We start from the raw sequence: 26074 nt of genomic DNA, 5'->3' as shown, positions 1-26074 counted from the left end.
GATCTGCAAGAGGCGTTTTGGGATTCGATATAAAAGGGCCTATCCCGGCCATTTTACATGGTATCTCTTTTAAAAGAAGTAAATCTTCACCCAGAGTACGCAGAGTCTGTCCCGGAAGCCCCACCATAAATCCGCTGCCTGTCTCATATCCGAGTCTGCTTAGAATTTTAAGACATTTCACTCTTTGCTGCAGTGTTCCGCAAGGGTGAAGTTCATCGTATATCCTAGGATCTGCGGTTTCATGCTTTAAAAGATATCTGTCAGCCCCTGCCTGCTTCCAAATACGGTAATCTTCCTCACACCTCTCTCCGCAGCTTATAGTTACCGCCGGATGAATAGGGCTGACGGTTCTTTCTTCAGAGGGAACCTCCATCTCCTTTATACTCTTTATGATATCCGCAAGTCTGCCGGCTGTGAAATAATCGTCCTCTCCGGACTGCAAAACAATAGTGCGATACCCAGCCGACACAGCTTCTGCAGCCGCCTCCAATATTTCCTCGCGGCTCATCCGAAACCTTCCCAGCTCCTTGTTTTCCCTGTTTAGGCCACAATATACACATTGCCTTTTGCATATATTGGAAAATTCTATTATAGCTCTTAAATGTACAATATCTCCGACTGTCTCGCGGCGGATTTGATCTGCCAGACGATATACCTGTGTAAAATCTTCTGATGATAAAAGTGCCGCAATTCCTTCTGCAGATTTAAGTTGTGGATAAATTTTCATGAATCCTCCGTACTTTTACTAAATAAGAAAAACCACCTCTGTATGCCAACAGCTAAACAGAGGTGGTTTACGATAATCTTAACTAACCGCAAAAAAACGGTGACTAACCTTTTTATCATCGCCTTTTTCCTCGGTCAAACCCTTGGCGTCAGTACGAAATATATGTACTGTCTTATCTAATCAGACAGTTTTTATCCTATTTCAATTTACATTTTACCACACGATCCCGCCCAGGTAAATCTTTTATTACCTCTGCCGGAGAATATTTACCTGAATCTTTTAACATTTTACGGAGATCCTCTCCCTGATCATATCCTATCTCCATAAGCAAGAATCCTCCCGCTTTAAGATAGTCGGCAGCATTATCGACTATCGTCCTGTAAAAATCCAGTCCGTCTCTGCCCCCATCCAGAGCTGTAAGAGGCTCATGATCTTTAACTTCCTCCTGCAGTATAGAAATCATATTAGTTTTTATATACGGAGGGTTTGATACGATCATATCAAACTTTCTGCCTTTCAGAGGATTAAACATATTGCCTCTGATAAATTTCACTTTTGCTCTAAGCTCTCTGGCGTTTTCCGACGCTGTATCAATGGCATCTTCACTTATATCAGAGGCTGTCACCTTTACATTTCCGCAGATTTTTGCCAGAGAAATGCCAACAGCGCCGCTTCCGCAGCACAGGTCTAATATCTCCCACTCTTTTCTTCCCTTAAGCTTTTCAAAAAATGAAAGCTTTTCTCTGGGTGTGTTCTGAACGGTCTTTGCTGCTTCACTGACCAGAGTCTCCGTATCCTGCCTTGGGATCAGAACATGGGGATTCACTTTAAATGTATACCCCATAAATTCCTGAACACCTGTAATATGCTGCAAAGGGATACGAGCGGCCCTTTTCTTTATGAGTTCCATATACTTTTCTTCTGTTTCAGGATCGACCTCTTCCTCAGCTTTGAGAAATAAATTGACCTTATCTATACCTGTAAGAAAACAATACAGTTCCTGCGCATCTATTTTAGGGTCCATGCAAAAAGCCTTGGAAAGTTGATATTCTCCTTCTTTCACAAGTATTCTCGTCTTCATTTTTATCCTTCCTTAAATTTATATGAATCTTCGTTTCTTAAGCGGCGGCTTCGGCAATTCCGTCAAGGCGTTTTTATTGCTTTCACATAATACACTGTCCTCACTCTTTTTCTTTCCCTCTGCTGCCAGCACCGCATTTATTGCTGTAATAGCTACTTCAAGCTGTCTGTCGTCGGGCTCCTTAGTGGTTATCTTCTGAAGATACAGCCCCGGTATGCTTAATATCTTTACTACAGTGTTATCACTTTTCCCCGCCCATCTGAGCAATTCATACGACAACCCCGCTATCAGAGGCAGCAGTAAAAGCCTTGATACTATCCTCAATATCAGATTAGGCCATCCCAGCAGAAAATGAAGAGCAAAAGCAATAATAAATACAAACATCAGAAAACTTGTACCGCATCTGGGATGAAGTGTTGGAAACTGACGGCAGTTTTCAGGCGTAAGCTCAAGGCCGTTTTCAAAACAGTGAATAGTCTTATGCTCTGCGCCATGATATTGGAACACACGCTTTATATCCCCCATAAAAGATATGGCCCATACATACAGCACAAACAGAAGTATCCTGACTACTCCCTCAGTAAAATTAAGCCAGAATATGTTTTCAGTAAAAAGTTTCATCAGGTTGACCACAGCTGTCGGCAGAATTATAAACACACCTACTGTAAAAAGCAGAGCGATTATAACTGATACATATATCATAAAACTCCATGCGCCTTTGCTTCCGAATTTTTTATTCAGCCACCGCTCAAAACGCGTTTCTTCATATTCTTCATCCTCTGCATCTGTCAGTATTTCAGCAGATTTCATAAGCTGCCCGGTACCTACCACAAGCGAAGATATAAAGGATGCCACGCCTCGTACAAGAGGAAGTTTCATCCATTTTTTCTGTTCTTTTATATCGCCTGTTTCTACCTTAATACTGCCGTCAGGAAGTCTCAATGCCAGAGCAGTTTTAGTCTCGCCCCTCATCATTATACCTTCCATCACCGCCTGTCCTCCCATTTTGGTAGGACACGCTCCCTTCAGAAAAATTTTGCTTAAATCCATGCTACCCCTCTAACTTAATCTTTTTTATCACTTCTATGAAAGTTTTATTATCCTTCGTATGAGCCAAATTGTCCAGTATCATTTCCGTAACTTCCTGATTATCTCTATTGCCCAAAGCTCTTCTCATATACCAGATCGCTTCCAGCTCATCCTGTCTCATAAGGAGATCTTCTCTTCTTGTTCCTGATTTGCTGAGATTAATTGCAGGGAATATACGTTTTTCTGAAAGTTTTCTGTCTAAATGAAGTTCCATATTCCCTGTGCCTTTGAATTCTTCAAAAATAAGATCATCCATACGGCTTCCTGTTTCAACAAGCGCTGTTGCCAGTATAGTGATGCTGCCTCCTTCTTCCAGTTTTCTGGCCGCTCCGAAAAATTTCTTGGGTTTATGCAAAGCTCCCGGATCAAAACCGCCTGACAAAGTTTTACCCGAAGCAGGCACCACTAAATTATATGCTCGCGCAAGTCTTGTTATGCTGTCCATCAAAATCACGACATCCTTGCCATGTTCAGCCAGTCGCTGAGCTCGCGCAAGAACCATTTCTGCTACCTTTACATGATGCTGCGGGAGTTCGTCAAATGTAGAATAGATAACTTCTCCGTTTCCCTTAAGACTTCGCTTCATATCTGTAACTTCTTCCGGCCGTTCATCAACCAGCAAAACTATCATCTCCACGTCAGGATAATTTTTTTCTATGCTATTGGCCATTTTCTTAAGAAGCACTGTTTTTCCGGCTTTTGGAGGCGCTACGATCAAACCTCTCTGCCCCTTTCCTATCGGCGCCACTAAATCAATCAGCCTGAGAGAAAGATCCCTGCCATCCTCCAAGGTGAATCTCTGATTAGGAAAAATAGGGGTCAGAGAATCAAAATCAGGACGCTTAATAGCAGCTCCCGGCTCATCTCCATTCACAGTCACTACATAAAGCAATGCGCCGAATTTGTCACCCTCATTTGGATTTCTGCATATTCCTTTTATCTTATCGCCTGTTTTAAGATTAAATCTTCTTATCTGTGCAGGCGCTACATATATATCCTTTTCGCTGGTAAGAAAATTATTAAACCTGAGAAAGCCAAAACCTCCGTCAGCAAGCTCTAATATACCCTCCACTTCAAACCTGTCATTTCTGTCAGGAACTGCTTTACTTTTCTGCTTACCGGACTTTTGATGTTTCTCAGAGATATCCGATTCCTGTATTTCCTCTGTTTGAGCCTCTACGCATGAAATATTTTCACATTCTTTATTTTTCGAAGAATTTTTGTTGTCTTCTTCCTTCTTTTCTTGATTTTCTGATTCTTTTATACTCACGGCAGATATTGTCTTTCTGCCTTTATTCATAGTTTTTACTGCTTTAGTTTTATTCTCCTTAAGCCTGCTGTTTTTCTCAATATCTTTATTGTCCTCGGTCTCCTTATGCTCATCGGCTTCTGATGTCTCTTCATCCTTCATCAGCGCCTTTACCAGTTCCGCTTTCTTCATTTTCTGGTAATTCTTAAGACCAAATGTCTTTGCGATCTCTCTAAGTTCAGCCACCTTTTTTGTCTTAAGCGCTGACTCCTCCATAGTCTTCCACATAAATGTGAACCCTTTCTGTCTCAAATAAAATAAAATTTTTTTACGGGAATAAATAGAAAATAAATTAAATCCGATTGGGATCAAGATTTTACTTCAAAATTTACTATAAATATAATATACACCGATTCTTAAACCTATACAATATTTGGCTGTCAAATTTACAAAAAAACCGCACACAAGATGCGGTTTTTATGACAGCTTTCTGATCATCTCTTCGGATAATTCCGTCAATTCCGTTATCATGTTAATTGTATTCAATATTATCTTATATGTTTCATGTTCCATAGACTCCGGAAAAAGTAAGCAATTGACGGACAAATATTCTACTCCCGCTTAGCGCTCTTTTTAAACGTTCTCTTTTAATGTAAAAATATACCATTTATTTAATTATATTCTTTCAGTCCCTTTTGTCAACATATTTTTGTAATTTATTGGAAATAATTTCAGCCATTTCACCTGTTTTTAAGAGCAATATAAAAGGCAGGGGTAAAAATCCATATTCCTGCCTTTTAATATTTTCTTTGTTTCCAAACTTATTTACTGTAATCGTAAAATCCTTCTCCTGTCTTTCTTCCCAGCTTATTAGCTCTTACCATCTTTCTGAGGAGCGGATGAGGTCTATATTTCGTATCTCCAAACTCATTATATAATGTTTCCATGATAGCGAGGCAAACGTCAAGTCCTACCAAATCTCCCAACGCAAGAGGTCCCATCGGATGATTTGCTCCAAGCTGCATAGCTGTATCGATTCCCTTGGCATCGGCAACTCCATCAGCCAATATTCCGATACCTTCATTTATCATAGGAATAAGAATCCTGTTTACTACGAATCCCGGCGCTTCTGCGACATCTACAGGAGTTTTACCCAGCTTTTCTGTAAGAGCCAAAATGGTTTCTCTCGTCTCATCTGATGTAGTAAGTCCCTTAACAATCTCAACCAGCTTCATTGCAGGAACCGGATTAAAGAAGTGCATTCCTATGATCTTATCAGGTCGGTTTGTTGCCGCAGCAATCTCTGTGATTGAAAGGGCAGATGTATTTGTAGCTATGATGGCTTCAGGCTTACAAAGTTCATCCAGCTCCTGAAAAAGGGCTTTCTTCGCTTCCATATTTTCAGTTGCCGCTTCGATCACCAGGTCGGCATCTTTTATGATAGTTATATCTGTAGAGCCATGTACTCTGGCCATTATATCAGCCTTATCCGCTTCGGTAATCTTTTCTTTCTTTATCAGTTTGTCGAGATTCTTTTCTACCGTAGCGATGCCTCTGTCTACAGAAGTCTGTCTTCTGGCTCTTAATACCACATTATATCCACTCTGAGCCAAAACCTGAATGATACCGGCACCCATTGTGCCTGTTCCCAGTACACCAACTGTCTTCATAATAAAATCCTCCTTAAATCATCTATATTACTATCATTGTAAACTTTTTTTTCAAAATATACCAGCTTTTTATTATTTCTTTTTGCTTTTATTATTAATCGTCGCAAATTAAGAAATTTTTTCTCTATTTTTTATTTTCAAAACCCGCATTGTCGACATTTGAAAACAAAGATTTCGACCTATGCGGGTTTTATTGTTTAACAGTACGTTCTCTCCTAAAATGCAAACCATTCTAAATCAATATTTCTAAAAAAGGAGAGAAAAAAATGAAGAAAAAATTATTAACTTTTGTGTTAGCAGCAGCTATGGTTCTGTCAATGCCTACAGCATTATTCGCAGCAGAGGCTCAGTCTGAAAAAACAGCAGATACCCCGACTGTAAGCGAAGGAAACGAAATTGCTCCAAGATCTACGACAACAAGTAATGTAGGCGTAACAAGAAAAAGTAGTACCAGCGGAAGCGTATCTGCATATGGGAGCTTTGATGTAAAAGCTTCAAAGGCAACATGCACTATAACTTTGCAAGTTAAATCTAACGGTTCTTGGAAAACAGCCACTGATTTACCCGTATACTCATATGTTAAAACAGCTTCTAATACATACACTATTTCTGCATCTAAAACATTTACATTAAAAAGTGGAAAAGTATATAGAGCTAAAGCTACATTTACTGATACAAACTCTAGTGGAACACATTCAATCACCAAATATTCCGGATCATTTTAATAGTTTATGTTTTCTATAAATTTTATAATTTCTACATCAATAAGATTACTCCAAATTTCTAAAATAACGCCATCATCTAATTGTATGATGGCTTTATTGCCGTCTGGGATTTCTTGTATATATATGTCGCCTTTGTCACTATTTATCTTCTTATCATTCTCATAAATATGTGTTGCTTCTAAACTTTCTTCATGCATGTATTGATGTATTAAGAGTTCATCCGCACCATTATTAAATAAATATTCTATATTTGTGATTCCTTGTTCATTTATTATAGTAAGTGACTCAAAGGTATATCCCTTTGGAATATATTCCGGTACTACAAGTTCAGGAACAGTTATCTTCGCAATCTTAACTTCTGCCCAATCGGTTATTACCCAATTGTCCTCACTGCTGCTTCCCCAACCTCCATCTTCAATAACTACGCCATCCTCTGTTACGATCTCTTCTTTGGCGTTCTTATCTGCATCGACATCAGTCGTAAATGTATTAAATACCATTATGCCTCCCACTACCACAAGGATAAACAAGGCAGCAACCCCCGCCAGTTCACGCATATGACGCCTTTTTCTTTTCTCTGTCCGAGCAGCCATGACCTTTAATCTGTCAGGAGTCATATTTCCTGCGCTTTCTTTATGATAATCCTTTAATTCTTCATCGGTAGCATCAGAGATAATCTGTCCTATGGACCGTTTGCTGTTATCGTTTCCACTCATCACGCTCTTCCTTTCTGAGAATATTCAAGTACTGTTCTTTCAAGTGTTTCAAGCTTCTTCTGTAAATACTTTTCTCCGTATTGATGTTGATATTCATGATCTCTGCTATTTCGGAATGTTTGTATTCTCCCCAGAATCTCATGCGAATCACTCTTCTGCTCACATCCGGCAGATTGTTGATCATATCTCTTACCATTCCTCTGCGTTCAGCATCTTGTAATAACTTTTCGACTGTGACCTCATCAGCAATGGTATCAAAGATATCAATCTCACCCATTTCAGTCTTTATCATGTTGGAGATTTCTTTGCGTTTTGCACGTTTGCGAAAATACTTACTGGCTCTGTTTCTTGCGATTTTCTTAAGCCAAGGCACCAACTTTTCCGGATCTCTCAAATTATCCAAACCTCTGAACGCATCTATGAATACTTCCGTCGCCACATCTTCGACATCATTTTCATCAACACCCATTATCTTCATGAGACGAATTACATAAACATACTTGCTACAAAGCAATTCTAAAATTTCTTCTCTATCCAATGTACACACTTCACCACTATTCCTTATTAACTATACCTTCCACATAAAGTCTCGCTATCTGCTCCATACAATCTAACTGCTGAACCGAGCATACACTTAAAGAGCCTATTATATTCTCATTGAGTTTTCTCTTCTTTTCATCGCTCGGCATATCGGATTCATCCCCTGCTATAATAAAATCCGCACTTACGCCCAATACCTGTGTAAGTTTATACAAATTTTTCAAAGACACTCCCTTGTCTCCATATTCTATATCTGCGATAAATTTTCCTGTTACAGAAAGAAGTGCGCCAAGTTCGCTTCTGGACATGTTCATGGCTTCCCTTCTCGCTCTTATTCTCGCACCCATCTCTTTCTTGTTTAATTCCTTAAATTCCATAATACCGGCTTCCCCTCTATAAGTTAGTATTTTTTACTGCTTATAGTTTAATATCCCCAATATATTGTGTTTTCAACTATGAGAAGGTTTATTATAAACTTTAAGAGGGTAGATATGGAATTTTATCAAAAATTGTTACATTTTAAGTTTTTTTGCATAAATTTGAAACTTTTTGATTACTTTGCTCCTCTTATATTATGCAACATTTATTTTTTCTTAGTTTATGGAGGATCACAGATATGCGTATCGAAGAAAACAAATGCAGACGTGACATGTATCAGGCCCATAAATATATCTCCAAGAACCTTCGTCTCCTGAGATATATCAAAGGGTTGAGTCAGGAACAGGCGGCGGATATGCTGCATATGTCACGGTCTTGCTACTGCACCCTTGAAAACGGACTCAAAATGCCGGACATCATAACACTGTATGATATTTCAACTTTTTATGATATCAGCTTAGACTATCTGCTCTCTTTTGATATCACAGAACACATGCTGTCACTTCTTAAACGAAATAAAGAAGCGATAGAGGCACATCACTTTATGGAGAATTATCTTAAATTATCCCACGGAGCGAGAAATCAAATCCGTATCAAACTTGAATCACTGGCTGATCGCGATCGGTCATTTAACAAGTTTCCCTGGGACTATACCAACAATGAGGGAGTATAATAAACATGAATCTTGAAGTCTTATGTAAAAATTTAAAGCTTTTACGCACTGTACACGGTATGAATCAGGATGAACTTGCCGCAAAAATATACATAACGCGCTCAACGTATTCGGCCTACGAAACAGGTTCGAAAGTTCCGGATATTCAAACACTTGATGCGCTTGCAGCCATATACAATATCGGTTTTGAAAGCCTTGTAAACCATGATCTGTCAAAAGGTCTTCTGAGCAGGATATACTTTGACTCCGAAGACCGCCAGTTGGCCGAGCTTCTTAATGATTACGAAAGCCTTTCCGTAGCGTCAAAAAATGTCATTATGGAAAGGCTCGATGTACTTCTTGAAAGAGAGGCCGTCTTTTATCAGGAATTTGCCTATCCCAATAAAAACATGAAGAAATAACCTCTTACATGAAAATCATATTTATCACATTGATGGAAACCGGCACTGTCACTATAGACAATACTGTGCTTAAGAATAATGTCTTACTGGCAGGCCCCGGGTCCTGCCCCTCCTGCTCAGCCAGCATAGCAACTGTCGCTGCGACAGGAAAACAGGACCCCAACACTATAATAGATTTCATCAATGATGATATCGGAAGGAAATACACCATCAATGTCGTAAGCAAAGGAAGCAAAATCAGTTTGACCGCACTCGCTTCGATTATCACTCTGCTTTTTATAATATCTCTGAATCTGTATCCAACAAGATTCGAGCCGATAAAAATCATCGCCATCGGCGTCGAGATATTCCCAAGATATGTCAAATATTCATCTACAGCCGAAGGGATTGCTCTGCCGAATATACTCAACAGGAATCCTATTATAAGGGCAAGGATATTAGGATTGAGCATAAGTTTGAGAAATGCTTTAAAAAGGCTTCTCGGCGTCGCTTTTCGCTTGTCCTTATAATTTCTTTTGAGCTGTTTTATCCCATACGTAAACATAGCGAAATTCATGGCCGCATTGTGAGCCAGCATAAGCAGAAGCCCCATATCCCCAAAGAAAATCAGCGCCACGGGAAATCCCATAAATCCGTCATTAGGCATTACCATGGCAAACTCCAGTATATTTGATTCTTCTGCCGGGAATTTTCTCAGTTTAGCATAGCCGTAACATATAAGTCCGTAAAGATAAAAAGAAGCCAAACTAACGGCAAAAGTAACCGCAAAAGACAGCAGTACCTCTTCAGTAGTATCCAGGCTTCCTATATTATGGACAATAAGACAGGGATATGCGAAGTACACAATCAGTTTATTTATACTGTGATCCATCTTCTCATCTATAAAATTTATTTTTCTCAAAAACCATCCCGTGAAAAGAATGGCAAAAAGTACAAAGTATTTTCCGTACATTTGTATTGACTCCCTCAAGTACGCTCTAACCGTAATAAAGATTATTTGTTATATATTCCGGATCACTTGTAACATCTATCCCGAGTGCTTTCAAAGTAGTCTCATCCTTATCACTGAGAATGGCCGTACAATGTGCCTTACATCCTCTCAGGCAGCTAAGTTTGCCAAGCGCAGCCTCGGCAGAAGGATTGGTGGCAGCTGAAATCGTAAGAGCTGTAAGAATTTCCTCACAGTTAAGACTCGACTTGTCCGACATAAGAACTTCTGTTTTAAGTTCCTGTATACTTCTCAGTATATTGGGAGAAATGAGATGTATCTCATCAGCCATACCGCTCAGATACTTTACTGAATTCAATATTGCAGCAGCAGCGGCAACCATTCTTCTGGAACTTCTTCCCGTTATTATGGTACCATCTTCCATTTCCATAGCCATTACCACCACATTTACATATCTGTCATCACATGCTTTTTTCTGTTCGGCGTATTCTCTTGCAGGTATTACGACTTTTCTGTCTTCGGAAGACAGGGATAATTCATCCATAAGAAGCTTGATTCTCTCCAGTGTATCATTATCTATCTTGCCTTTCTTATAATCGCACTGAGCGATAATATATCTTCTTATTATCTCCTGACATGCAGCCTCTCTGACCACCTCATCGTCTACGATACTAAAACCTGCCCTGTTAACTCCCATATCCGTAGGCGACTTATATTCTGACTCCTCTCCAGTAATTTTTTCTATTATCCTTTTCACCACAGGAAAAACTTCAAGATCCCTGTTATAGTTTACCGCCTGTATTCCGTATGCTTCAAGATGAAAGGAATCTATCATATTTACATCTTTAAGATCAGCTGTTGAAGCCTCATAAGCTATATTAACAGGATGCTTAAGAGGTATATTCCATATAGGAAATGTTTCAAATTTGGCATATCTTACTTTTTTCCCCATCTTAAACTCATGATAAAGCTGTGAAAGACATGTTGCCAGCTTACCGCTTCCTCCCCCGGGTCCTGTTACCACTGCCAGAGGCTTACTCACTTCTATATACGGATTTGCTCCATATCCTTCATCACTTACTATAGTATCCACATCTGTGGGATATCCCTTTGTAAATCTGTGTCTATATGTCCTAATCCCTCTGTTTTCCAGTTTATTTATGAATTTGTCTACAGCAGGAGAATCATCTTCATATCTTGTCACAACCACGCTGTTTATCTCAAGATCATATTTTCTGAATACATCGATAAGTCTCAGCACTTCAAGATCATAAGTTATACCAAAGTCCTGTCTTGTTTTATTGGTAGTAATGTCACCTGAATAGATACATATTATGATCTCCACCTGATCCTTCATTTTCTGAAGCAGCTTTATCTTGGCGTTTTCATCAAACCCCGGCAAAACTCTCATGGCATGCTTATCCTGAACCAGCTTTCCGCCAAACTCCAGATAAAGTCTTTTGCCGTCGCCATTATCTATCCTTTCCAATATGTACTTCGACTGTTCCTCAATATACTTTTCTGCACTGAAACCTATTTGTGACATCTTCTCCTCCTCTATTGTTGTTTATTTTACAAATATGCTATAGCACACGTTACGGTCGTCACCACCATCGTCACTATAATAGCTATGGCGACTACCATGACAGCTTTTTTACTCATCATAACCTCTTACCTCCTGACTTTATTACATCAATGTAATGTTGAGTCTGTTTCTGCCCTCAAGCAAACCCTTCAAACTAATACTGTAGTCTATATCTATATAGCCATCACCCTGCTCCGATAAAGTATTCTCCAGCTTATTAGTCAAGACTTCCATCTCAATGGCGCCGAAAGGAGTCTCATAAAACCCTGTATATCGTTTCCCGGTTTCAAAATTTATCTCACTTCCGGCCCCTGCACCTTCGCCGAATCGCTTCATCTGAACCTTACCGTCCTTGAGTTTCAGTCTTGTTTTGCAGCCCGGGATCCCGGACAGCTCACTTTCCTCATAGATCAGGTATATGGCTTCTCCCCTTTTATAAAGCTTGGCCTCTGTAACGAATTCCATTGAATCTTCTCCGGTTTCGCCATTAGCCTGCTGGCCTTTTATCCTAATCATTATCTCTTTCATTTCTTATCTCCCCAATCACATACTATTTAATATTTCAGTCAGTTCCTGCTTGCTGAAATCATATTTTTTCAGACAGAAATGGCACTGCAGTTCAGCATGCCCGTCTTCTTCTATTATCTCACTCATATCTTTTTTACCGATAGTGGCAAGTGCGCTGGCCATTCTTTCCCGGCTGCAGTCACAGTTCCAGTTTATATCTCTTTCTTCCAGAATCTGAGGGGCATATTCATCGGGTACCTCCGCAAAAATATGTTCCGTTAGTTTTCTGACAAGGCCTGATTCAGTCAGCCCTGCCGAATTTTCCATAACAGCACTTATAGATGAAGTAAGCGGCTTCATACCTCCTATCATTTTTTCAAGAATATCTATAGACTCTTCCGCTGCTCCGGGAAGCATCTGGATGATCATTCCTCCTGCGGCGCCTATAGAAAGGTCCCTTTCCACTTTTACACCCAGTGCAACTGATGAGTTCTGCTGTTCCGAAACAAAAAAATATGCGGTAAGATCATCTGCAATTTCTCCGCTTACAAGGGCGATTGTTCCTATATACGGCTCCTTCAGGCCCAGATCTTTTATAACCGTCAGCTCTCCTGTTCCCAGTGATCCGCCGACATCCAGTTTGCCATTTTCTTTAAGAGGAAGATCTACATATGCATTAGCAATATAGCCCTTGACACTTCCGTCACCATAAGCCGTTGCAAGAATCTGTCCGGCAGGTCCGTCGCCCTTGAAATTCAAAGTAAGTTTATCTTTGTCATTTTTAAGCATGATACCCATAAGCCCTGCCGCCGTCAGAACTCTTCCCAGCGCTGCGGACGCCACCGGAGTTGTATTGTGAATATCCACTGCTTTCTGCACCATATCTGTAGTTATAGTAATATATACTCTGTAAGACTTACTTTTATCTATCCCGATTATCGCTTTGCTCATTATTTTACGGTTTCCTCCAATTAGTTTCAGCTTTTATTATACTCTTTCGATTTTATCATATTATGTAGCAAATGTTTAACTTTTTCTACAGATATTCACATATTTTCAACACTAAAACCACATAATGAATTTGTATATTTAGGTTAAGAACAATCAATATTGCAGATGAGGTGATATATATGGACGATTACAAAAAAGACAACTCCAGTTACGAGCCTAACTTCGTAATGAAAGATCCCGATCCGGAAACAGTCGAACACGAAACGTCACAGGAATCTACCACAAATGAAGCATTTTCCAGCCAAACTGCCTCACAGGAATCAACAATGAACGGAACAGCTTCTCAGCAAAGCAGCCGTCAGCCAGGAAGCTTCAGAGATCCACGAGACAACTTCAGAAAAGACAGTATCGATTCCGATTACAATTATACTAATTATAATTACAGCAGTTATCGAGATCCCGATTATTCAAAACAGGGTGACTCAGCCTCATGGGACAATCAGAACGGTCTGGGAAAAATACACAAAAAGAAAAGAACCCATAAACCGTCTCCGCCGGTAACTTTCACAAGACGTTCCCTTGCTCTGATCATAACCTGCTGTCTTGTTTTATCGGCGGCACTGGGATTCGGCGGAGCTGCTCTGAGAAACGCTATTTTTGATGATTCTCCCGCAGAAAAAACCGGCAGCGTCAAAACTACCGGATATACGCTTGAGGATGCCACAGGCAGCAACATGACAGTTCAGGAAATAACTGAAGCTGCCAAATCCAGCGTCGTGGAAATAAAAACCGAAAGCGTTTCCTCTGACTCATGGATGCAGCAGTACGTTACTGAAGGCGCAGGAAGCGGTGTAATAATAACAAACGACGGATACATCGTTACCAATAATCATGTAATTGAAGGCGCCAGCAAAATAGTCGTAACTACAGCAGATCAAAAGGAATATGAGGCTAAACTTGTAGGTACTGATTCCATAACAGATGTAGCAGTTTTAAAGATCGATGCCAGTGGTCTTACACCGGCCACATATGGCAACAGTGATCAGCTTGCTGTAGGCGATATGGCAGTTGCCATCGGAAACCCTCTGGGTGAGCTTGGCGGTACTGTCACAGCAGGAATCATAAGCGCCCTTGACAGAGAACTTGTAATAGACGGAAAAACCATGACCCTTCTTCAGACAGACAGTTCTATAAATCCGGGCAATTCAGGCGGCGGACTTTTTAACGGAGATGGTCAGCTCATCGGGATCGTCGTAGCCAAATCATCAGGTTCTGACGTTGAAGGTCTGGGATTCGCCATACCGATAAACAAAGCGGCAGACGTTGCCCAGCAGATCATAGATAAAGGATATGTCAGCGGTCAGCCGTCTACGGGAATGTCATATACTGAATCATCAGGCCAAAACAGCGTTGACAGACTGTTCAACAACAGCCAGAGTACTGCTAACGTGTACATCGCTTCAGTTGACGGTACCAACGCAAAGAATGCAGGCTTTCAGAAAGGAGACAGAGTAGTCTCGGTAGATGGAACGGAAATAACTTCATTCAATGAGCTTTCATCTATAGTGACATCTCATAAAGTAGGAGACAAATTAAAATACACAATAATACGAAACGGTCAGACCATGGATATAACTCTGGAACTTGAAGAAAAAACGGCTTCATAAGATAGGAAATCTCCCAAAGCAATTGCTTTGGGAGATTCTTTATTAAACAATTCTTTCAAATTATTTTATCTCTTTAAAACGGTCTCTATTTATCACAGCATCCGCTTTTACCGCAGCCTCGTTTATTCCTGCAGTTTGCAGCCTTTGGGCAAACCACGTAGTTTCCCCCTTTTATAACAAGAAATTTACCCTCTATTAAAACCTGCGCCAACTTCTTTCTCGCCTCGTTATATGAAGCCTGAACTGTGGTCCTTGCCACACCCATCTGCTGCGCACAAGTCTCCTGGGTATGACCAAGAAGATCTATAAGACGTATCGTTTCATATTCATCAAGTGTCATTTCCACTGTATCATCAGGGTCCTTATCCAGCGGACCAAATCCCCTGTTCTCCGGTATAGCACATATTCTTCTGCATTTCTTAGGTCTTGGCATGAATCTATTCCACCTTTCCTCATGAGGTTTCTGACTTATGTCACGATTATAGCCCTGACGGTTTTTTAAGTCAATGTCTAACTTAATGGCAGAGTCTTTGTTTGCCGAAAATATATATACGGGCGCGGCCCACATCTATAAATTTTACAGTGGTCTGCGATATTTTAAAAAAGTTTTTAAAAAATCCTTTACAGCGGATTTTCAAAGTGTTAAAATCGTTACAAACATGATGTATGTTTAACCATATTTCATGCATAAATATTTATACAGAGGACAGAATTATGTTAATCAGATCATTTGCAGCTGAATATTTTTACTTTTACTTTACTTTCTTTAGAGGTAAGGTGAATTTCGCTGCAATGAGATAGCTGGTCTGGACTAAAACGAAACTTAGTTTACAAAGCTTCCGCAAGTGAAATTCACTTGCGGATTTTTTTTAACGAAAAACAACACAATTATTACGGAAAGATCGAAACAGATATTTCCTGTATAAAAGAAAGAAGGTAAAAAATGATTGTTGTATTAAAAGATAACCCGGATCAAAAACAATTGGATAATTTAGTATCATGGCTAAAGAGTATGGGACTTGACATACACTTCAGCCAAGGTCAGTCTGCTACCATCATGGGCCTTGTAGGAGATACCGCCGCAGTGGACATGGATCTCATCAACTCTCTTGATATAGTAGAAACAGTAAAACGTGTACAGGAACCTTATAAAAACGTAAACCGAAAATTCCATCCTGAAGATACTGTAGTCGAGATCGCAGGTGGAATCAAAATCGGCGGTGGGAATTTTCAGGTCATCGCAGGTCCCTGCTCAGTAGAATCAGAAGATCAGATCTGTCTTGTTGCCCGCGAAGTCAAGACTGCCGGTGCCCGGCTTCTTCGAGGCGGCGCATTTAAACCGAGAACTTCGCCTTACGCCTTTCAGGGCATGAGAGCAGAAGGCATCGATCTTCTCATGGAGGCTAAAGAAAAAACAGGGCTTCCTATCGTAACAGAAGTCATGGATATTTCACAGCTCCCGCTTTTTGAAAATGTAGATGTAATACAGGTCGGCGCCAGAAATATGCAAAACTTTGAACTGCTTAAAGAAGTAGGACACCTCAATAAACCTATTTTATTAAAAAGAGGTCTTGCCAATACATTACAAGAACTTCTCATGAGTGCCGAATATATCATGGCAGGCGGCAATGAAAAAGTCATTCTCTGTGAGAGAGGCATAAGAACATTTGAAACAGCTACAAGAAATACACTTGACCTCGCAGCCATACCTCTTCTCAAAACAATGACCCACCTTCCTATCGTAGTCGACCCGAGTCATGCTACAGGTATAGCAAGTCTCGTAAAACCAATGGCTATGGCAGCAACGGCAGCAGGCGCTGACGGTCTTATGATAGAAGTACACAATAATCCGTCTGCCGCCCTTTGCGACGGTGCACAATCCCTTACTCCGGAAGCATTTGCCGACGTCATGGAAGCAGTAAATCTTATAAGACCTCTGGCTTACAAAGGATAAGGTGCTATTATGGAAATAGGAATAATAGGATTAGGTCTCATCGGAGGATCTCTTGCCAAAGCTATAAGCCAGAACACGGATAATACAGTATACGGATATGATATTTCCGATCAGGTAGTCAAAAAGGCTGTGCTTGTCAACGCCATAGAACAGCCTTTGACCGACAAACTGCTGCCGCAGTGCGATATTGTTATCGTAGCGCTATATCCGCAAGCTGCTGTGGATTACGTAAAAAATCACGCAGATCTCTTTAAAAAGGGCAGCATTGTTACAGATTGCTGTGGTATAAAAACACTTGTCTGCGATGAACTTATACCTCTGTCGGAAGAAAAAGGATTCCTCTTTATAGGCGGTCATCCCATGGCGGGTCTGGAACATTCGGGATTTACTTATGCCAAAAAATCATTGTTCAACAATGCATCTATGGTATTTACCACTACTAAAGGTCCGATAGAAAGCATGAGCAAGCTGAAAGATCTGTTTACTTCCATAGGTTTCACTAATATAGAAATAACCACCCCTGAAGAACACGATAGGAAAATCGCTTTCACTTCACAGCTTGCCCATGTAGTCTCCAACGCATATATAAAAAGTCCTACTGCTCGGGAACATTCAGGATTCTCGGCAGGAAGCTATAAAGACCTTACCAGAGTGGCAAAACTTAATGAAGATATGTGGACTGAACTTTTTCTTGAGAATCCGGAAAATCTTACAAATGAGATAGATACATTGATAGATAATCTGAAAGCATACAGCGACGCAATCAAATCAAAAGACAGCGAGACCCTAAAGGCCCTGCTAAAAGACGGCAGAGAAAAAAAAGCTGTTATTGACGGGGAAATATTCTAATTGTTCCGTATATGGATCTTGCCTTATATGCCCACTATAAGCGCTTTTAGATCCTGATATACTTACATGTGGGCAGAAAGGCTATGATGAGATTTTTATGATAAAGATTACTGTTTCCGCATCAAAAAAATATGACGTTATAATGGAACAGAATGCTTTAAACAAGGCAGCAGAGCTACTGAGCCAAGCAGAGATAAAAAGCGACAGAAAACTATGTATAATCACAGATAAAACGGTGAATTCTTTCTACGGCAAAGAGTCCGGCATACTATGGCAAAACCTGTCACAAGCAGGATTCCGCCTCTACAAATATGTTTTTGAAGGCGGCGAATCCAATAAAACTATGAGTACCGTAACAGCAATACTGGATTATCTGGCTGACAATAAATTTTCACGAAGTGATGCTCTGATTGCGCTGGGAGGCGGTATTGTAGGTGATGTTACAGGTTTTTCAGCCGCTTCTTTTCTCAGAGGTATTGACTATATACAAATACCTACTACATTACTTGCCACGGTAGATTCATCGGTTGGGGGAAAAACAGGCGTAAATCTGAAAGCAGGGAAAAATCTGGCAGGTGCATTCTGGCAGCCTTCTCTGGTTATATTTGATCCTCAGGTTCTGCAAAGTCTGCCGCAGCATATGATTCTTGATGGTATTGCCGAAACAATCAAGGCCGGTTTCATCAATGACAAAACTATTATTGATGAAGCAGAAAACAATCTATCTATCGGCGATAACCGATTTCTTACACAATTAGCAGCAAAAGCTGTCGAAGTAAAAAGGAAAGTCGTAGAAGAAGATGAAAGGGATAATGGCAGCAGGCAGCTCCTCAACTTCGGGCATACTCTGGCTCATGCCATAGAAAAATGCAGCAATTATCGTATAAGCCACGGCCACGCAGTAGCTAAAGGCATGGCTATAGTCTCCGCTGCTGCAGACGAAATGGCATGGACATCAGTTCCATGCGCAGGCAAAATCTTAGAAATCCTAAAAAAATTCAACTTTCCTCTTGACTGTCCATATTCACCTTCCCAGCTTACGGAAGCTGCTTTGCAAGATAAAAAAATACGAGGTAATAAAATAACTTTAGTAATTCCTGAATCAATAGGAAAATGCCGCTTAAAAACTATTGCCACAGACGATCTTGAAGAATTTATAACCTGTGGCATGGATGCTCTGAAAGGAATGTGACACATGAATGTAAAAATCATCCCTAAAAAATTAAAAGGAACACTTCACGCCCCTCCGTCAAAATCCCATGCACACAGGCTCCTTATAGCACAGAAATTAGCATACCTTCAAAGCGGAGATAACAGAAACCAACACATACCCTCTTTTTCACAAGACATAGAGGCGACAAAAAACTGTCTGAGCCAAATGGATAAAAACATGCCCTTTCTCGACTGTAAGGAAAGCGGTTCCACATTAAGATTCATGCTTCCGGTAGCCATGGCCCTAAAAGACGAAGCAGTATTCATAGGAACAGGCAAGTTACCCGACAGACCTATCTCTCCTCTTAAGGAAGAAATGGAAAAGCACGGCTGTACATTCATTACGCCGAACCGCTTCCACAAATCACAGGGTAAATACAGAGAAATATGTACCGTAAAGGGCAGACTCATGCCGGGAAACTACAGACTTGCCGGTAATGTAAGCTCACAGTTTATAACGGGTCTTCTCTTCGCTCTGCCTCTCCTTGATGGCAGCAGTACATTGACACTCACCACAAAACTGGAATCAGCGGGATATGTAGATCTAACTCTTGATGTACTTAAAGCTTTCGGAATAAAAATCACCGAAAAACTGTCAACAGAAGGCTTCAATATATATGTAATAGACGGGAAGCAAGTTTACAAAGAACCGGAAAGAACCTCTATTCAGTGTGACTGGTCAAATGCTGCATTCTGGCTGGCCGGCGGCGCACTGGGCGGCGATGTGACCTTATGCGGGCTCGATCTTGCTTCTTCCCAAAGAGATAAACAAATTGCCGGCATACTTGAAAATATGGGAGCAGAGCTGAAAATACAAACAACAGATGACTCCTTAAGCACAATAAAATGCACAGGGCATAATCTTACCTCCTGCGAAATAAATGTATCACAGATACCTGATCTGGTTCCTATCCTTGCTACAGTGATGTCCCTGTCAGAAGGAACATCGCTTATAACCAATGCTGAGAGGCTCAGGATAAAAGAATCAGACCGCCTCCATACAGTTTTTGATGTTTTGTCAAAACTGGGCGCTGATATAACTGACGGCGGTTCGGGACTATCTGTTACTGGGCGCCGACGACTGATAGGAGGGCAGATATCAGGACATAACGATCACAGAATTGTTATGTCTGCTGCCATCGCTTCCTGTGCCTGCCACCACCCTGTAATAATATATGGCGCAGAAGCCGTAAACAAATCATATCCTACATTTTTTGAAGATTTCGCTGCCTTAGGCGGGGAAGTATACGAGGTGTAAGCATGAAATCCACCATAGGAAACCATTTGAAAATAAGCATCTGGGGCGGCTCCCATGAACCCGCCATAGGTGTAGAGATAACCGGCATACCGCCGGGAACCGAAATAGATATGAATCAGCTTGAAGCATTTCTTAAGAGAAGAGCTCCGGGGAACAGCTTTTTTGCCACGAAACGCAAAGAACCTGATATTCCTGTCCCATTAAAAGGTCTTACTCCTTTGAACAGCACAGGCAGAACGAAAACAATGATCGTTACGGAAGATCCCATTTCCCTGGAAATAAGAAACACCGATACCCGTTCCCGGGATTACAAGCTCCTGCGGTCAATTCCAAGACCGGGACACGCCGATTATACAGCAAGGATACGGTACGGAAAAAATCTTAATATGGCTGGAGGGGGTCCTTTTTCAGCCAGAATGACAGCACCGCTGTGTATAGCGGGCGGTATCGCCTTACAGATACTACAAAAACAAGGAATATCAATAGGCGCCCATATATATTCCATATCTGACGCTAAAGATACCCCTTTTGACCCGGTCAGCACAACATCCTGCCTTCTCGAATCACTGAAGCAAAAAGATATGGCCGTCATTTCAGATAAATCTAAGCTGGAAATGCAAAAAAAAATATGGCTGGCTATGGAAGATAAAGATTCGGTAGGAGGTATCATAGAAGTCTGCGCGCTGAATGTCCCCGCCGGTATTGGCGGAGCCATGTACGACGGGCTGGAAAGCGTCCTTGCTCCCATATTTTTCGGCATTCCTGCTGTAAAGGGGCTGGAATTCGGCGCAGGTTTCCAGGCAGCAGCGTTTACCGGATCTGAGAATAATGACGTATTTTATTACGATGACAGTACAGTCAAAACAAAAACCAATAACCACGGGGGAATCCTGGGAGGCATTACTACGGGAATGCCTTTAATTGCAAGACTGGCTTTTAAACCAACTCCGTCTATAGCAAAAGAGCAGGATTCGGTGGATCTGGATAAGCATGAAAACACAAAACTCAGAATAAAAGGCAGACATGACCCTTGCGTCGTCATAAGAGCTGTCCCTATAGCGGAAGCAGCTATGGCCTTAGGAATTTTAGATTGTATTATGGAGGTAAAATAATGACAACGAAAAATTTAGAACAAATGAGACAAGATATCGACAGTATCGATTCAAAAATTACCGATCTGTTCAAAGAACGTATGGAAACTTCTCTAAAGATCGCAAAATATAAAAAAGATAATGGAATTCCCGTTCTCAGCGATACCCGTGAAAAAGAAGTCCTTCACAAAGTCTCAGAACAAATCGGAGAGCCTTTTGATGGATACGCAAGACTGCTTTTCAATACCATCTTTGACGCCAGCAGATCATGCCAGAACAACTTCCTTGCAAGAAAATCGGATCTGGCGCAAAGAATCCAAACTGCGCTTGAACAGACTCCTCAGCTTTTTCCCAATAAAGCTGTCGTGGCTTGCCAAGGTGTCGCCGGGTCACATTCTCAGGCTGCCTGTGAAAAACTGTTCGAAGTACCAAGTATAATGTATTTCAACAGCTTTGAAGGTGTTTTCAATGCTGTTGAAAAAGGATTGTGTCAATACGGAATTCTGCCAATTGAAAACAGCTCATACGGCTCAGTAGGTGCAGTTTACGATCTCATGCAAAACTATAATTTTCATATCGTAAAGAGCATACGTCTGCGCATAAGTCACAATCTTATGGCAAAAGCCGGTACAAAGCTCTCCGATGTAAAGGAAATATTCTCCCATGAACAAGCCATTGGCCAATGTGGAGAATTCCTTAAAACTCTTAAAGATGTGAAAGTCACTGTATGTGAAAATACAGCACTGGCAGCCAAAATGGTAGCCGAGAGCGACAGAACAGATGTCGCTGCCATTTCTTCAAAAGAATGCCTTGACCTCTACGGATTAGAGCTATTGAAAAAACACATTCAGGTAAGCGACAACAACTATACTCGCTTTATCTGCATATCTAAAAACCTAGAGATTTATCCCGGCTCAGGCAAAATCAGTCTAATATTGTCTCTGCCTCATGTTCCGCGCTCGCTTTATCATACTATAGCTAAATTTGCAGCTCTGGGTATCAATCTGACAAAATTAGAATCCAGACCTATCCCAGGCAGTGATTTTGAATTCATGTTTTACTTTGATCTTGAAGCGTCTGTATATTCTCCTGCTCTGATCAATCTCCTCAGCGAATTGGAAAACCAGCCTGAAACATTTGTATTCTTGGGTTGTTATACGGAATTGATATGATGAAATACGGATTGATAGGAAAAACGCTGGTCCACAGCTATTCTAAGGAAATACATGAAGCTCTTGGAAAATATGAATATAATCTGTTCAGCCTTACAGAAAAAGAAATGCCGGAATTTATAAATGCCCGTGATTTTAACGGACTCAATGTCACAATTCCCTACAAAAAAGCGGTGATGTCTCTATGTGATGAGATATCGCCGCTTGCAAAAGATATTGGTTCCGTCAATACATTATATTGGAAATCATCCGGCTCCGGCAAAGATGAATACAGGCTGATAGGACACAATACAGATTATGAGGGCTTTCTATATGCCGCAAAACGAGCAGGTATCAGCTTTTCAGACAAAACTATACTGATACTGGGCACAGGAGGCACTTCGCTGACAGTCTGCAAAGCCGTATCCGATAACAACGCTTCGCAAATATATATAGCTTCCCGTTCTGCAACAGCAAACAGACAGAAAGCCCAACAAACTTTTCTGTCTTGTCCAATACAGCAGCTTACATATAAAGATCTGCCGGATATTGCCTTTGATATTGACGTTATAATCAATACTACACCTGTAGGGACATACCCCCATAATCTGCAAAGTATCATACACCTTGCAGATTTTCCGAGATGTCATTCAGTAATAGATGTAATATATAACCCTTTTAAGACCCGTCTGATTTTGGAAGCCGAAAAAGCAGGATTGAAATTTTCTAACGGTCTTCCTATGCTTGTGGCTCAGGCTACAGCCGCAGCCGGATATTTTCTCGGTATGCCGGGGACATTTGAAAAGGAGAATGAACGAATAATTTCACAGCTTCAGAAACAAATACGCAATATCATTCTTATCGGCATGCCCGGAAGCGGAAAATCCACTATAGGGAAACTTCTTTCTGAACAGACCGGCAGAACTTTCATAGATATGGATCAGGAAATCGAAAAAAATGAAGGTATGTCTGTCTCCGAACTTTTCGATTTCTTCGGAGAAGAGTACTTCAGAAATAGAGAAAAAGAAACTGCAGAAAGACTTGGAAAAAAACACGGACTCATAATAGCCACAGGTGGGGGTACCGTTCTGAATCCTTTGAATGTAGACGCACTCAGACAAAACGGAATTATCATACATATCAAAAGACCCGTTGACTGCCTTCCGACAAATGGCAGACCACTTTCTAAAAGCAAAGCAGCACTCTATAAAATGGAAACAAAACGGCTGCCTATATACAGAGCCGCTGCTGATATCACATTTGACAACAGCGAATCCTGTTCAGCATATCAGCTAAAAAAACGACTTCAAAGAGAACTGAATCTATAAGTCTGAAACAACCCCTGATATATGACAAAATCAAAATAATCAGACAAACTATTCAGTCATTGGTCGCTATGTAGTATAATAAAGTCACAAGAGAGGTGGCAAAATGAGAAAAAAGGATACAAATAGAAGCTGCATAGACTGTAGTACTTCCAATTGTAATAAACAAGATTCAGTCTATCCAGATTTTTGTCCCACACAAAATATGGATAATTGTTTTCTTGAAGATACTATGAAACTTTATATAGAAGACGATGAAAACAATCGTATAACTATTGCCGCAGCAGAAGTTGAGTTTGAAAATTACTGTAAAATGACAAGAATAGAAGAAATTATGGAATTTGCAAAAAAAATCAAAGCTCAAAAACTGGGTATCGCTACATGTGTCGGTCTGCTTTCAGAAGCTCGTACAGCAGCCAAGATTTTTAGAAAAAAAGGGTTTGATGTTGCCGGTGTAAGTTGTAAAATCGGAGCTCAGGAAAAAACATCAGTAGGAATACCCCCTTGCTGTGAATCAGTCGGAAAAAATATGTGCAACCCCATTTTACAGGCAAAGCTTTTGAATAAAGAAAAAACTGATCTCAACATAGTCATAGGCCTTTGTGTCGGCCATGACAGCATGTTCTTCAAATATTCCGACGCGCTGTGTACCACTTTAGTAACAAAAGACCGCGTGTTAGCACATAACCCAGTAGCCGCTTTATACCAAGCTAACGCCTATTATTCAAAGTTGCTTAAAGAATAATAAATAAAAATATTAAATATACCATTTCAGCCAAATACCTTTGACCGGAATGGTATATTTAATTAAACGCACATATCTATTGACACCATATCTATTATGTAATACTATATAGCAGTAATCAGTAACACTTAATACCTGAGCATAGATATACAAAGGAGATATAAACATGGAGAATACCACTGAAATGTTAAAGGGTATCCTTGAAGGCTGCATCCTTGAAATCATAAACAGAGAAGAAACTTATGGCTATGAGATAACACGACGGCTCAATTCATTAGGTTTTACAGATGTAGTAGAAGGAACAGTATATACAATCCTGATACGCTTTGAAAAAAACAAGCTGGTAACCACAGAAAAAAAACCATCTGTTCTCGGACCCCCAAGAAAATTTTATTCACTTAATAATCTCGGGCGAAAAGAATTATGCGACTTCTGGAAAAGATGGGAATTCATATCTTCAAAGATAAATGAACTAAAGGAGGGAATTAATGATTAATATTTTCAGAAAAATGATAGGCGAGAAAAAAGAATGGAAGCAAATGAAGCGCCGTGCAAAAGCCCTTCCCGAAGAATATAGCTTCGTATATCACAAGATCCAGAAATACATGTGGAGTTTTGCAGCAGACAGCACCTCCAGCATGGATATGATGTCGATTTTTGCAAGTCTTCTCGATTTATTCGAGGAAAGCGCTGAAAGAGGCAAAAAAATATTAGAAATAACAGGTTCAGATGTAGCTTCCTTTTGTGATGAACTATTGAACAACAGCAAAACATATATGGAGGTTCAGCGTGATAAATTTAATCTTGATATCCATAAAAAAATTACAGAAAAGCAAAAAGAGAGAGGATAACCCACCTATTAAATCAAACGGCATTCCCCTCTTTTTAGAGTAAAACATCAGCTATCTCTTTTATTACTATCTGATTAGTATATCTCAATCATGTAGGCGTTACAAATGTACTTCCTGTATAAATCCACTGAATGCTTACTGTAGTTCTTGAACCATTTTGGGAAGCAAAAGTGTGAACCTCACACATAGACCATAATTTTGTATTAGGATCTTGTTGTCTTATCCTCATCCAATGCATTTCCTGAGACATAGTGTAAACAATATCATCAAGAACAAGTTTTGACGATACTGTAACATTGTTATTAGTCTGAACATCAATGGCAGCATCATAGATACTCACACGGCGTATATCAGCTAAAACAGATGTGCCTGCCTGCTGAGGTTGTATAGAAATCCTCATACTTGTTGATGAAGTATTTTGAAGAATCAATGTTAAGTTTTCCATCGGAATATTTGCTGTGCTTCCTGTTGTAGATAAATTATAATTATAATATTCCATATTAGATTTTAAATTAGGGCTTGTTATATTTTGTGTGCTGGTTTTGAAATTAATCTTATAACTTGTTTTTGTATTCTCTGTTACTGTTATTTGAGGAGTTTCCCCCGTTGGCCCTGTTGCCCCCTGATTACCTGTGGCTCCTATTGGGCCCGTTGCTCCTCGCTCTCCTGTGGCCCCTGTCGGACCAGTCGCCCCTTGTTCTCCTGTGGCTCCTGTCGGACCGATTGCTCC

Annotated in this window: 28 protein-coding genes; 14 read left to right on the top strand and 14 right to left on the bottom strand. The window is 40.4% G+C overall.

Annotated features, from left to right (window positions below):
- The 5 genes from ACLR96_RS08205 to ACLR96_RS08185 form a co-directional block, all read right to left on the bottom strand.
- Positions 1-727, bottom strand: a 727-nt coding sequence (locus tag ACLR96_RS08205) for a radical SAM protein (RefSeq protein ID WP_412265574.1), incomplete at its 3' end; no start/stop codon positions are given.
- A gap of 196 nt (positions 728-923) precedes the next feature.
- Entirely contained in the window at positions 924-1808 is an 885-nt protein-coding gene (gene prmC, locus ACLR96_RS08200; RefSeq protein ID WP_177267547.1) for a peptide chain release factor N(5)-glutamine methyltransferase, read from the bottom strand.
- An 18-nt stretch (positions 1809-1826) separates the two neighbouring features.
- Positions 1827-2858 carry a DUF1385 domain-containing protein gene (locus tag ACLR96_RS08195; RefSeq protein WP_177267548.1) on the bottom strand — a complete coding sequence of 344 codons (1032 nt, stop codon included), beginning with the start codon at positions 2856-2858 and terminating at the stop codon, positions 1827-1829.
- Position 2859: 1 nt separating this feature from the next.
- Positions 2860-4434, bottom strand: a complete 1575-nt coding sequence (rho, locus tag ACLR96_RS08190; protein ID WP_412265573.1) for a transcription termination factor Rho — start codon at positions 4432-4434, stop codon at positions 2860-2862.
- A 533-nt stretch (positions 4435-4967) separates the two neighbouring features.
- Positions 4968-5816: a 3-hydroxybutyryl-CoA dehydrogenase gene (locus ACLR96_RS08185; protein ID WP_177267549.1), complete on the bottom strand. Its 849-nt coding sequence runs from the start codon at positions 5814-5816 to the stop codon at positions 4968-4970.
- Between the two features lie 266 nt (positions 5817-6082).
- On the opposite strand from ACLR96_RS08185, the gene ACLR96_RS08180 reads away from it, so the two are divergent.
- Positions 6083-6541: a hypothetical protein gene (locus ACLR96_RS08180; protein ID WP_177267550.1), complete on the top strand. Its 459-nt coding sequence runs from the start codon at positions 6083-6085 to the stop codon at positions 6539-6541.
- On the opposite strand, the gene ACLR96_RS08175 is transcribed toward ACLR96_RS08180, so the two are convergent.
- The 3 genes from ACLR96_RS08175 to ACLR96_RS08165 are packed head-to-tail and all read right to left on the bottom strand — an operon-like array spanning position 6538 to position 8174.
- The gene (locus ACLR96_RS08175) at positions 6538-7257 is read right to left on the bottom strand and encodes a DUF4367 domain-containing protein (RefSeq protein WP_177267551.1); all 720 of its coding nucleotides are present in this window, start codon (positions 7255-7257) and stop codon (positions 6538-6540) included. The two genes, ACLR96_RS08180 and ACLR96_RS08175, sit on opposite strands and share 4 nt — an antisense overlap.
- Positions 7241-7795 (bottom strand): RNA polymerase sigma factor, encoded by a 555-nt coding sequence (locus ACLR96_RS08170; RefSeq protein ID WP_412265572.1) that lies wholly within the window; start codon positions 7793-7795, stop codon positions 7241-7243. The genes ACLR96_RS08175 and ACLR96_RS08170 overlap by 17 nt, the downstream gene beginning before the upstream one ends.
- Positions 7796-7811: 16 nt before the next feature.
- The gene (locus ACLR96_RS08165; protein WP_177267553.1) at positions 7812-8174 is read right to left on the bottom strand and encodes a helix-turn-helix domain-containing protein; all 363 of its coding nucleotides are present in this window, start codon (positions 8172-8174) and stop codon (positions 7812-7814) included.
- A 239-nt stretch (positions 8175-8413) separates the two neighbouring features.
- Here ACLR96_RS08165 and ACLR96_RS08160 point away from each other — a divergent pair, with 239 nt between their 5' ends.
- Both ACLR96_RS08160 and ACLR96_RS08155 read left to right on the top strand, forming a co-directional pair.
- Positions 8414-8848 carry a helix-turn-helix domain-containing protein gene (locus ACLR96_RS08160; RefSeq protein ID WP_177267554.1) on the top strand — a complete coding sequence of 145 codons (435 nt, stop codon included), beginning with the start codon at positions 8414-8416 and terminating at the stop codon, positions 8846-8848.
- Positions 8849-8853: 5 nt separating this feature from the next.
- Positions 8854-9249, top strand: coding sequence for a helix-turn-helix transcriptional regulator (locus ACLR96_RS08155; protein WP_177267555.1), 396 nt, complete (start codon positions 8854-8856; stop codon positions 9247-9249).
- Between the two features lie 4 nt (positions 9250-9253).
- Here ACLR96_RS08155 and ACLR96_RS08150 read toward each other — a convergent pair whose 3' ends face one another.
- The 4 genes from ACLR96_RS08150 to hslO all read right to left on the bottom strand — a co-directional run bounded on the left by ACLR96_RS08150 (position 9254) and on the right by hslO (position 13241).
- Complete coding sequence (locus ACLR96_RS08150; RefSeq protein WP_187525050.1) at positions 9254-10201, bottom strand: AEC family transporter; 948 nt, start codon at positions 10199-10201, stop codon at positions 9254-9256.
- A gap of 25 nt (positions 10202-10226) precedes the next feature.
- On the bottom strand, positions 10227-11744 hold the full coding sequence (locus ACLR96_RS08145; protein WP_177269341.1) for a DUF1846 domain-containing protein: 1518 nt from the start codon (positions 11742-11744) through the stop codon (positions 10227-10229).
- Positions 11745-11885: 141 nt separating this feature from the next.
- On the bottom strand, positions 11886-12311 hold the full coding sequence (locus ACLR96_RS08140; RefSeq protein ID WP_177269343.1) for a DUF1934 domain-containing protein: 426 nt from the start codon (positions 12309-12311) through the stop codon (positions 11886-11888).
- Positions 12312-12326: 15 nt separating this feature from the next.
- Entirely contained in the window at positions 12327-13241 is a 915-nt protein-coding gene (gene hslO, locus ACLR96_RS08135) for an Hsp33 family molecular chaperone HslO (protein WP_177269345.1), read from the bottom strand.
- A 179-nt stretch (positions 13242-13420) separates the two neighbouring features.
- On the opposite strand from hslO, the gene ACLR96_RS08130 reads away from it, so the two are divergent.
- Positions 13421-14908 (top strand): S1C family serine protease, encoded by a 1488-nt coding sequence (locus tag ACLR96_RS08130; RefSeq protein WP_412265571.1) that lies wholly within the window; start codon positions 13421-13423, stop codon positions 14906-14908.
- 85 nt (positions 14909-14993) lie between these two features.
- Here ACLR96_RS08130 and ACLR96_RS08125 read toward each other — a convergent pair whose 3' ends face one another.
- Positions 14994-15341 (bottom strand): DUF134 domain-containing protein, encoded by a 348-nt coding sequence (locus tag ACLR96_RS08125; RefSeq protein ID WP_177269347.1) that lies wholly within the window; start codon positions 15339-15341, stop codon positions 14994-14996.
- Between the two features lie 510 nt (positions 15342-15851).
- Between ACLR96_RS08125 and aroF the strand changes: the two genes are divergently transcribed.
- The 10 genes from aroF to ACLR96_RS08075 all read left to right on the top strand — a co-directional run bounded on the left by aroF (position 15852) and on the right by ACLR96_RS08075 (position 25344).
- Positions 15852-16862, top strand: coding sequence for a 3-deoxy-7-phosphoheptulonate synthase (gene aroF, locus ACLR96_RS08120; protein WP_177269349.1), 1011 nt, complete (start codon positions 15852-15854; stop codon positions 16860-16862).
- A gap of 9 nt (positions 16863-16871) precedes the next feature.
- Positions 16872-17711 carry a prephenate dehydrogenase gene (locus ACLR96_RS08115; protein WP_177269351.1) on the top strand — a complete coding sequence of 280 codons (840 nt, stop codon included), beginning with the start codon at positions 16872-16874 and terminating at the stop codon, positions 17709-17711.
- A 97-nt stretch (positions 17712-17808) separates the two neighbouring features.
- Positions 17809-18903: a 3-dehydroquinate synthase gene (gene aroB / locus ACLR96_RS08110; protein ID WP_177269353.1), complete on the top strand. Its 1095-nt coding sequence runs from the start codon at positions 17809-17811 to the stop codon at positions 18901-18903.
- A 3-nt stretch (positions 18904-18906) separates the two neighbouring features.
- Positions 18907-20181 carry a 3-phosphoshikimate 1-carboxyvinyltransferase gene (locus tag ACLR96_RS08105; protein WP_177269355.1) on the top strand — a complete coding sequence of 425 codons (1275 nt, stop codon included), beginning with the start codon at positions 18907-18909 and terminating at the stop codon, positions 20179-20181.
- Positions 20182-20183: 2 nt separating this feature from the next.
- Positions 20184-21293, top strand: a complete 1110-nt coding sequence (gene aroC, locus ACLR96_RS08100) for a chorismate synthase (protein WP_177269357.1) — start codon at positions 20184-20186, stop codon at positions 21291-21293.
- On the top strand, positions 21293-22444 hold the full coding sequence (locus ACLR96_RS08095; protein WP_177269359.1) for a bifunctional chorismate mutase/prephenate dehydratase: 1152 nt from the start codon (positions 21293-21295) through the stop codon (positions 22442-22444). The genes aroC and ACLR96_RS08095 overlap by 1 nt, the downstream gene beginning before the upstream one ends.
- Entirely contained in the window at positions 22441-23751 is a 1311-nt protein-coding gene (locus tag ACLR96_RS08090; RefSeq protein ID WP_177269361.1) for a shikimate kinase, read from the top strand. Before ACLR96_RS08095 ends, ACLR96_RS08090 begins: the two co-directional genes overlap by 4 nt.
- Positions 23752-23854: 103 nt before the next feature.
- Positions 23855-24493, top strand: coding sequence for a DUF1847 domain-containing protein (locus tag ACLR96_RS08085; RefSeq protein WP_177269363.1), 639 nt, complete (start codon positions 23855-23857; stop codon positions 24491-24493).
- Positions 24494-24659: 166 nt separating this feature from the next.
- On the top strand, positions 24660-24989 hold the full coding sequence (locus tag ACLR96_RS08080; RefSeq protein ID WP_177269365.1) for a PadR family transcriptional regulator: 330 nt from the start codon (positions 24660-24662) through the stop codon (positions 24987-24989).
- Entirely contained in the window at positions 24982-25344 is a 363-nt protein-coding gene (locus ACLR96_RS08075) for a DUF1048 domain-containing protein (protein ID WP_177269367.1), read from the top strand. The genes ACLR96_RS08080 and ACLR96_RS08075 overlap by 8 nt, the downstream gene beginning before the upstream one ends.
- An 88-nt stretch (positions 25345-25432) precedes the next feature.
- Here the strand turns inward: ACLR96_RS08075 and ACLR96_RS08070 are convergent.
- A partial coding sequence (locus tag ACLR96_RS08070) for a collagen-like protein (protein ID WP_412265569.1) occupies positions 25433-26074 on the bottom strand: 642 nt, incomplete at its 5' end.

It is taken from the genome of Lentihominibacter sp. (assembly GCF_046951855.1).
Lineage (GTDB): Bacteria > Bacillota > Clostridia > Peptostreptococcales > Anaerovoracaceae > Lentihominibacter > Lentihominibacter hominis.
Note: the sequence above shows the minus strand (reverse complement) of the source record. Positions and strands in the feature narration are given on the sequence as shown.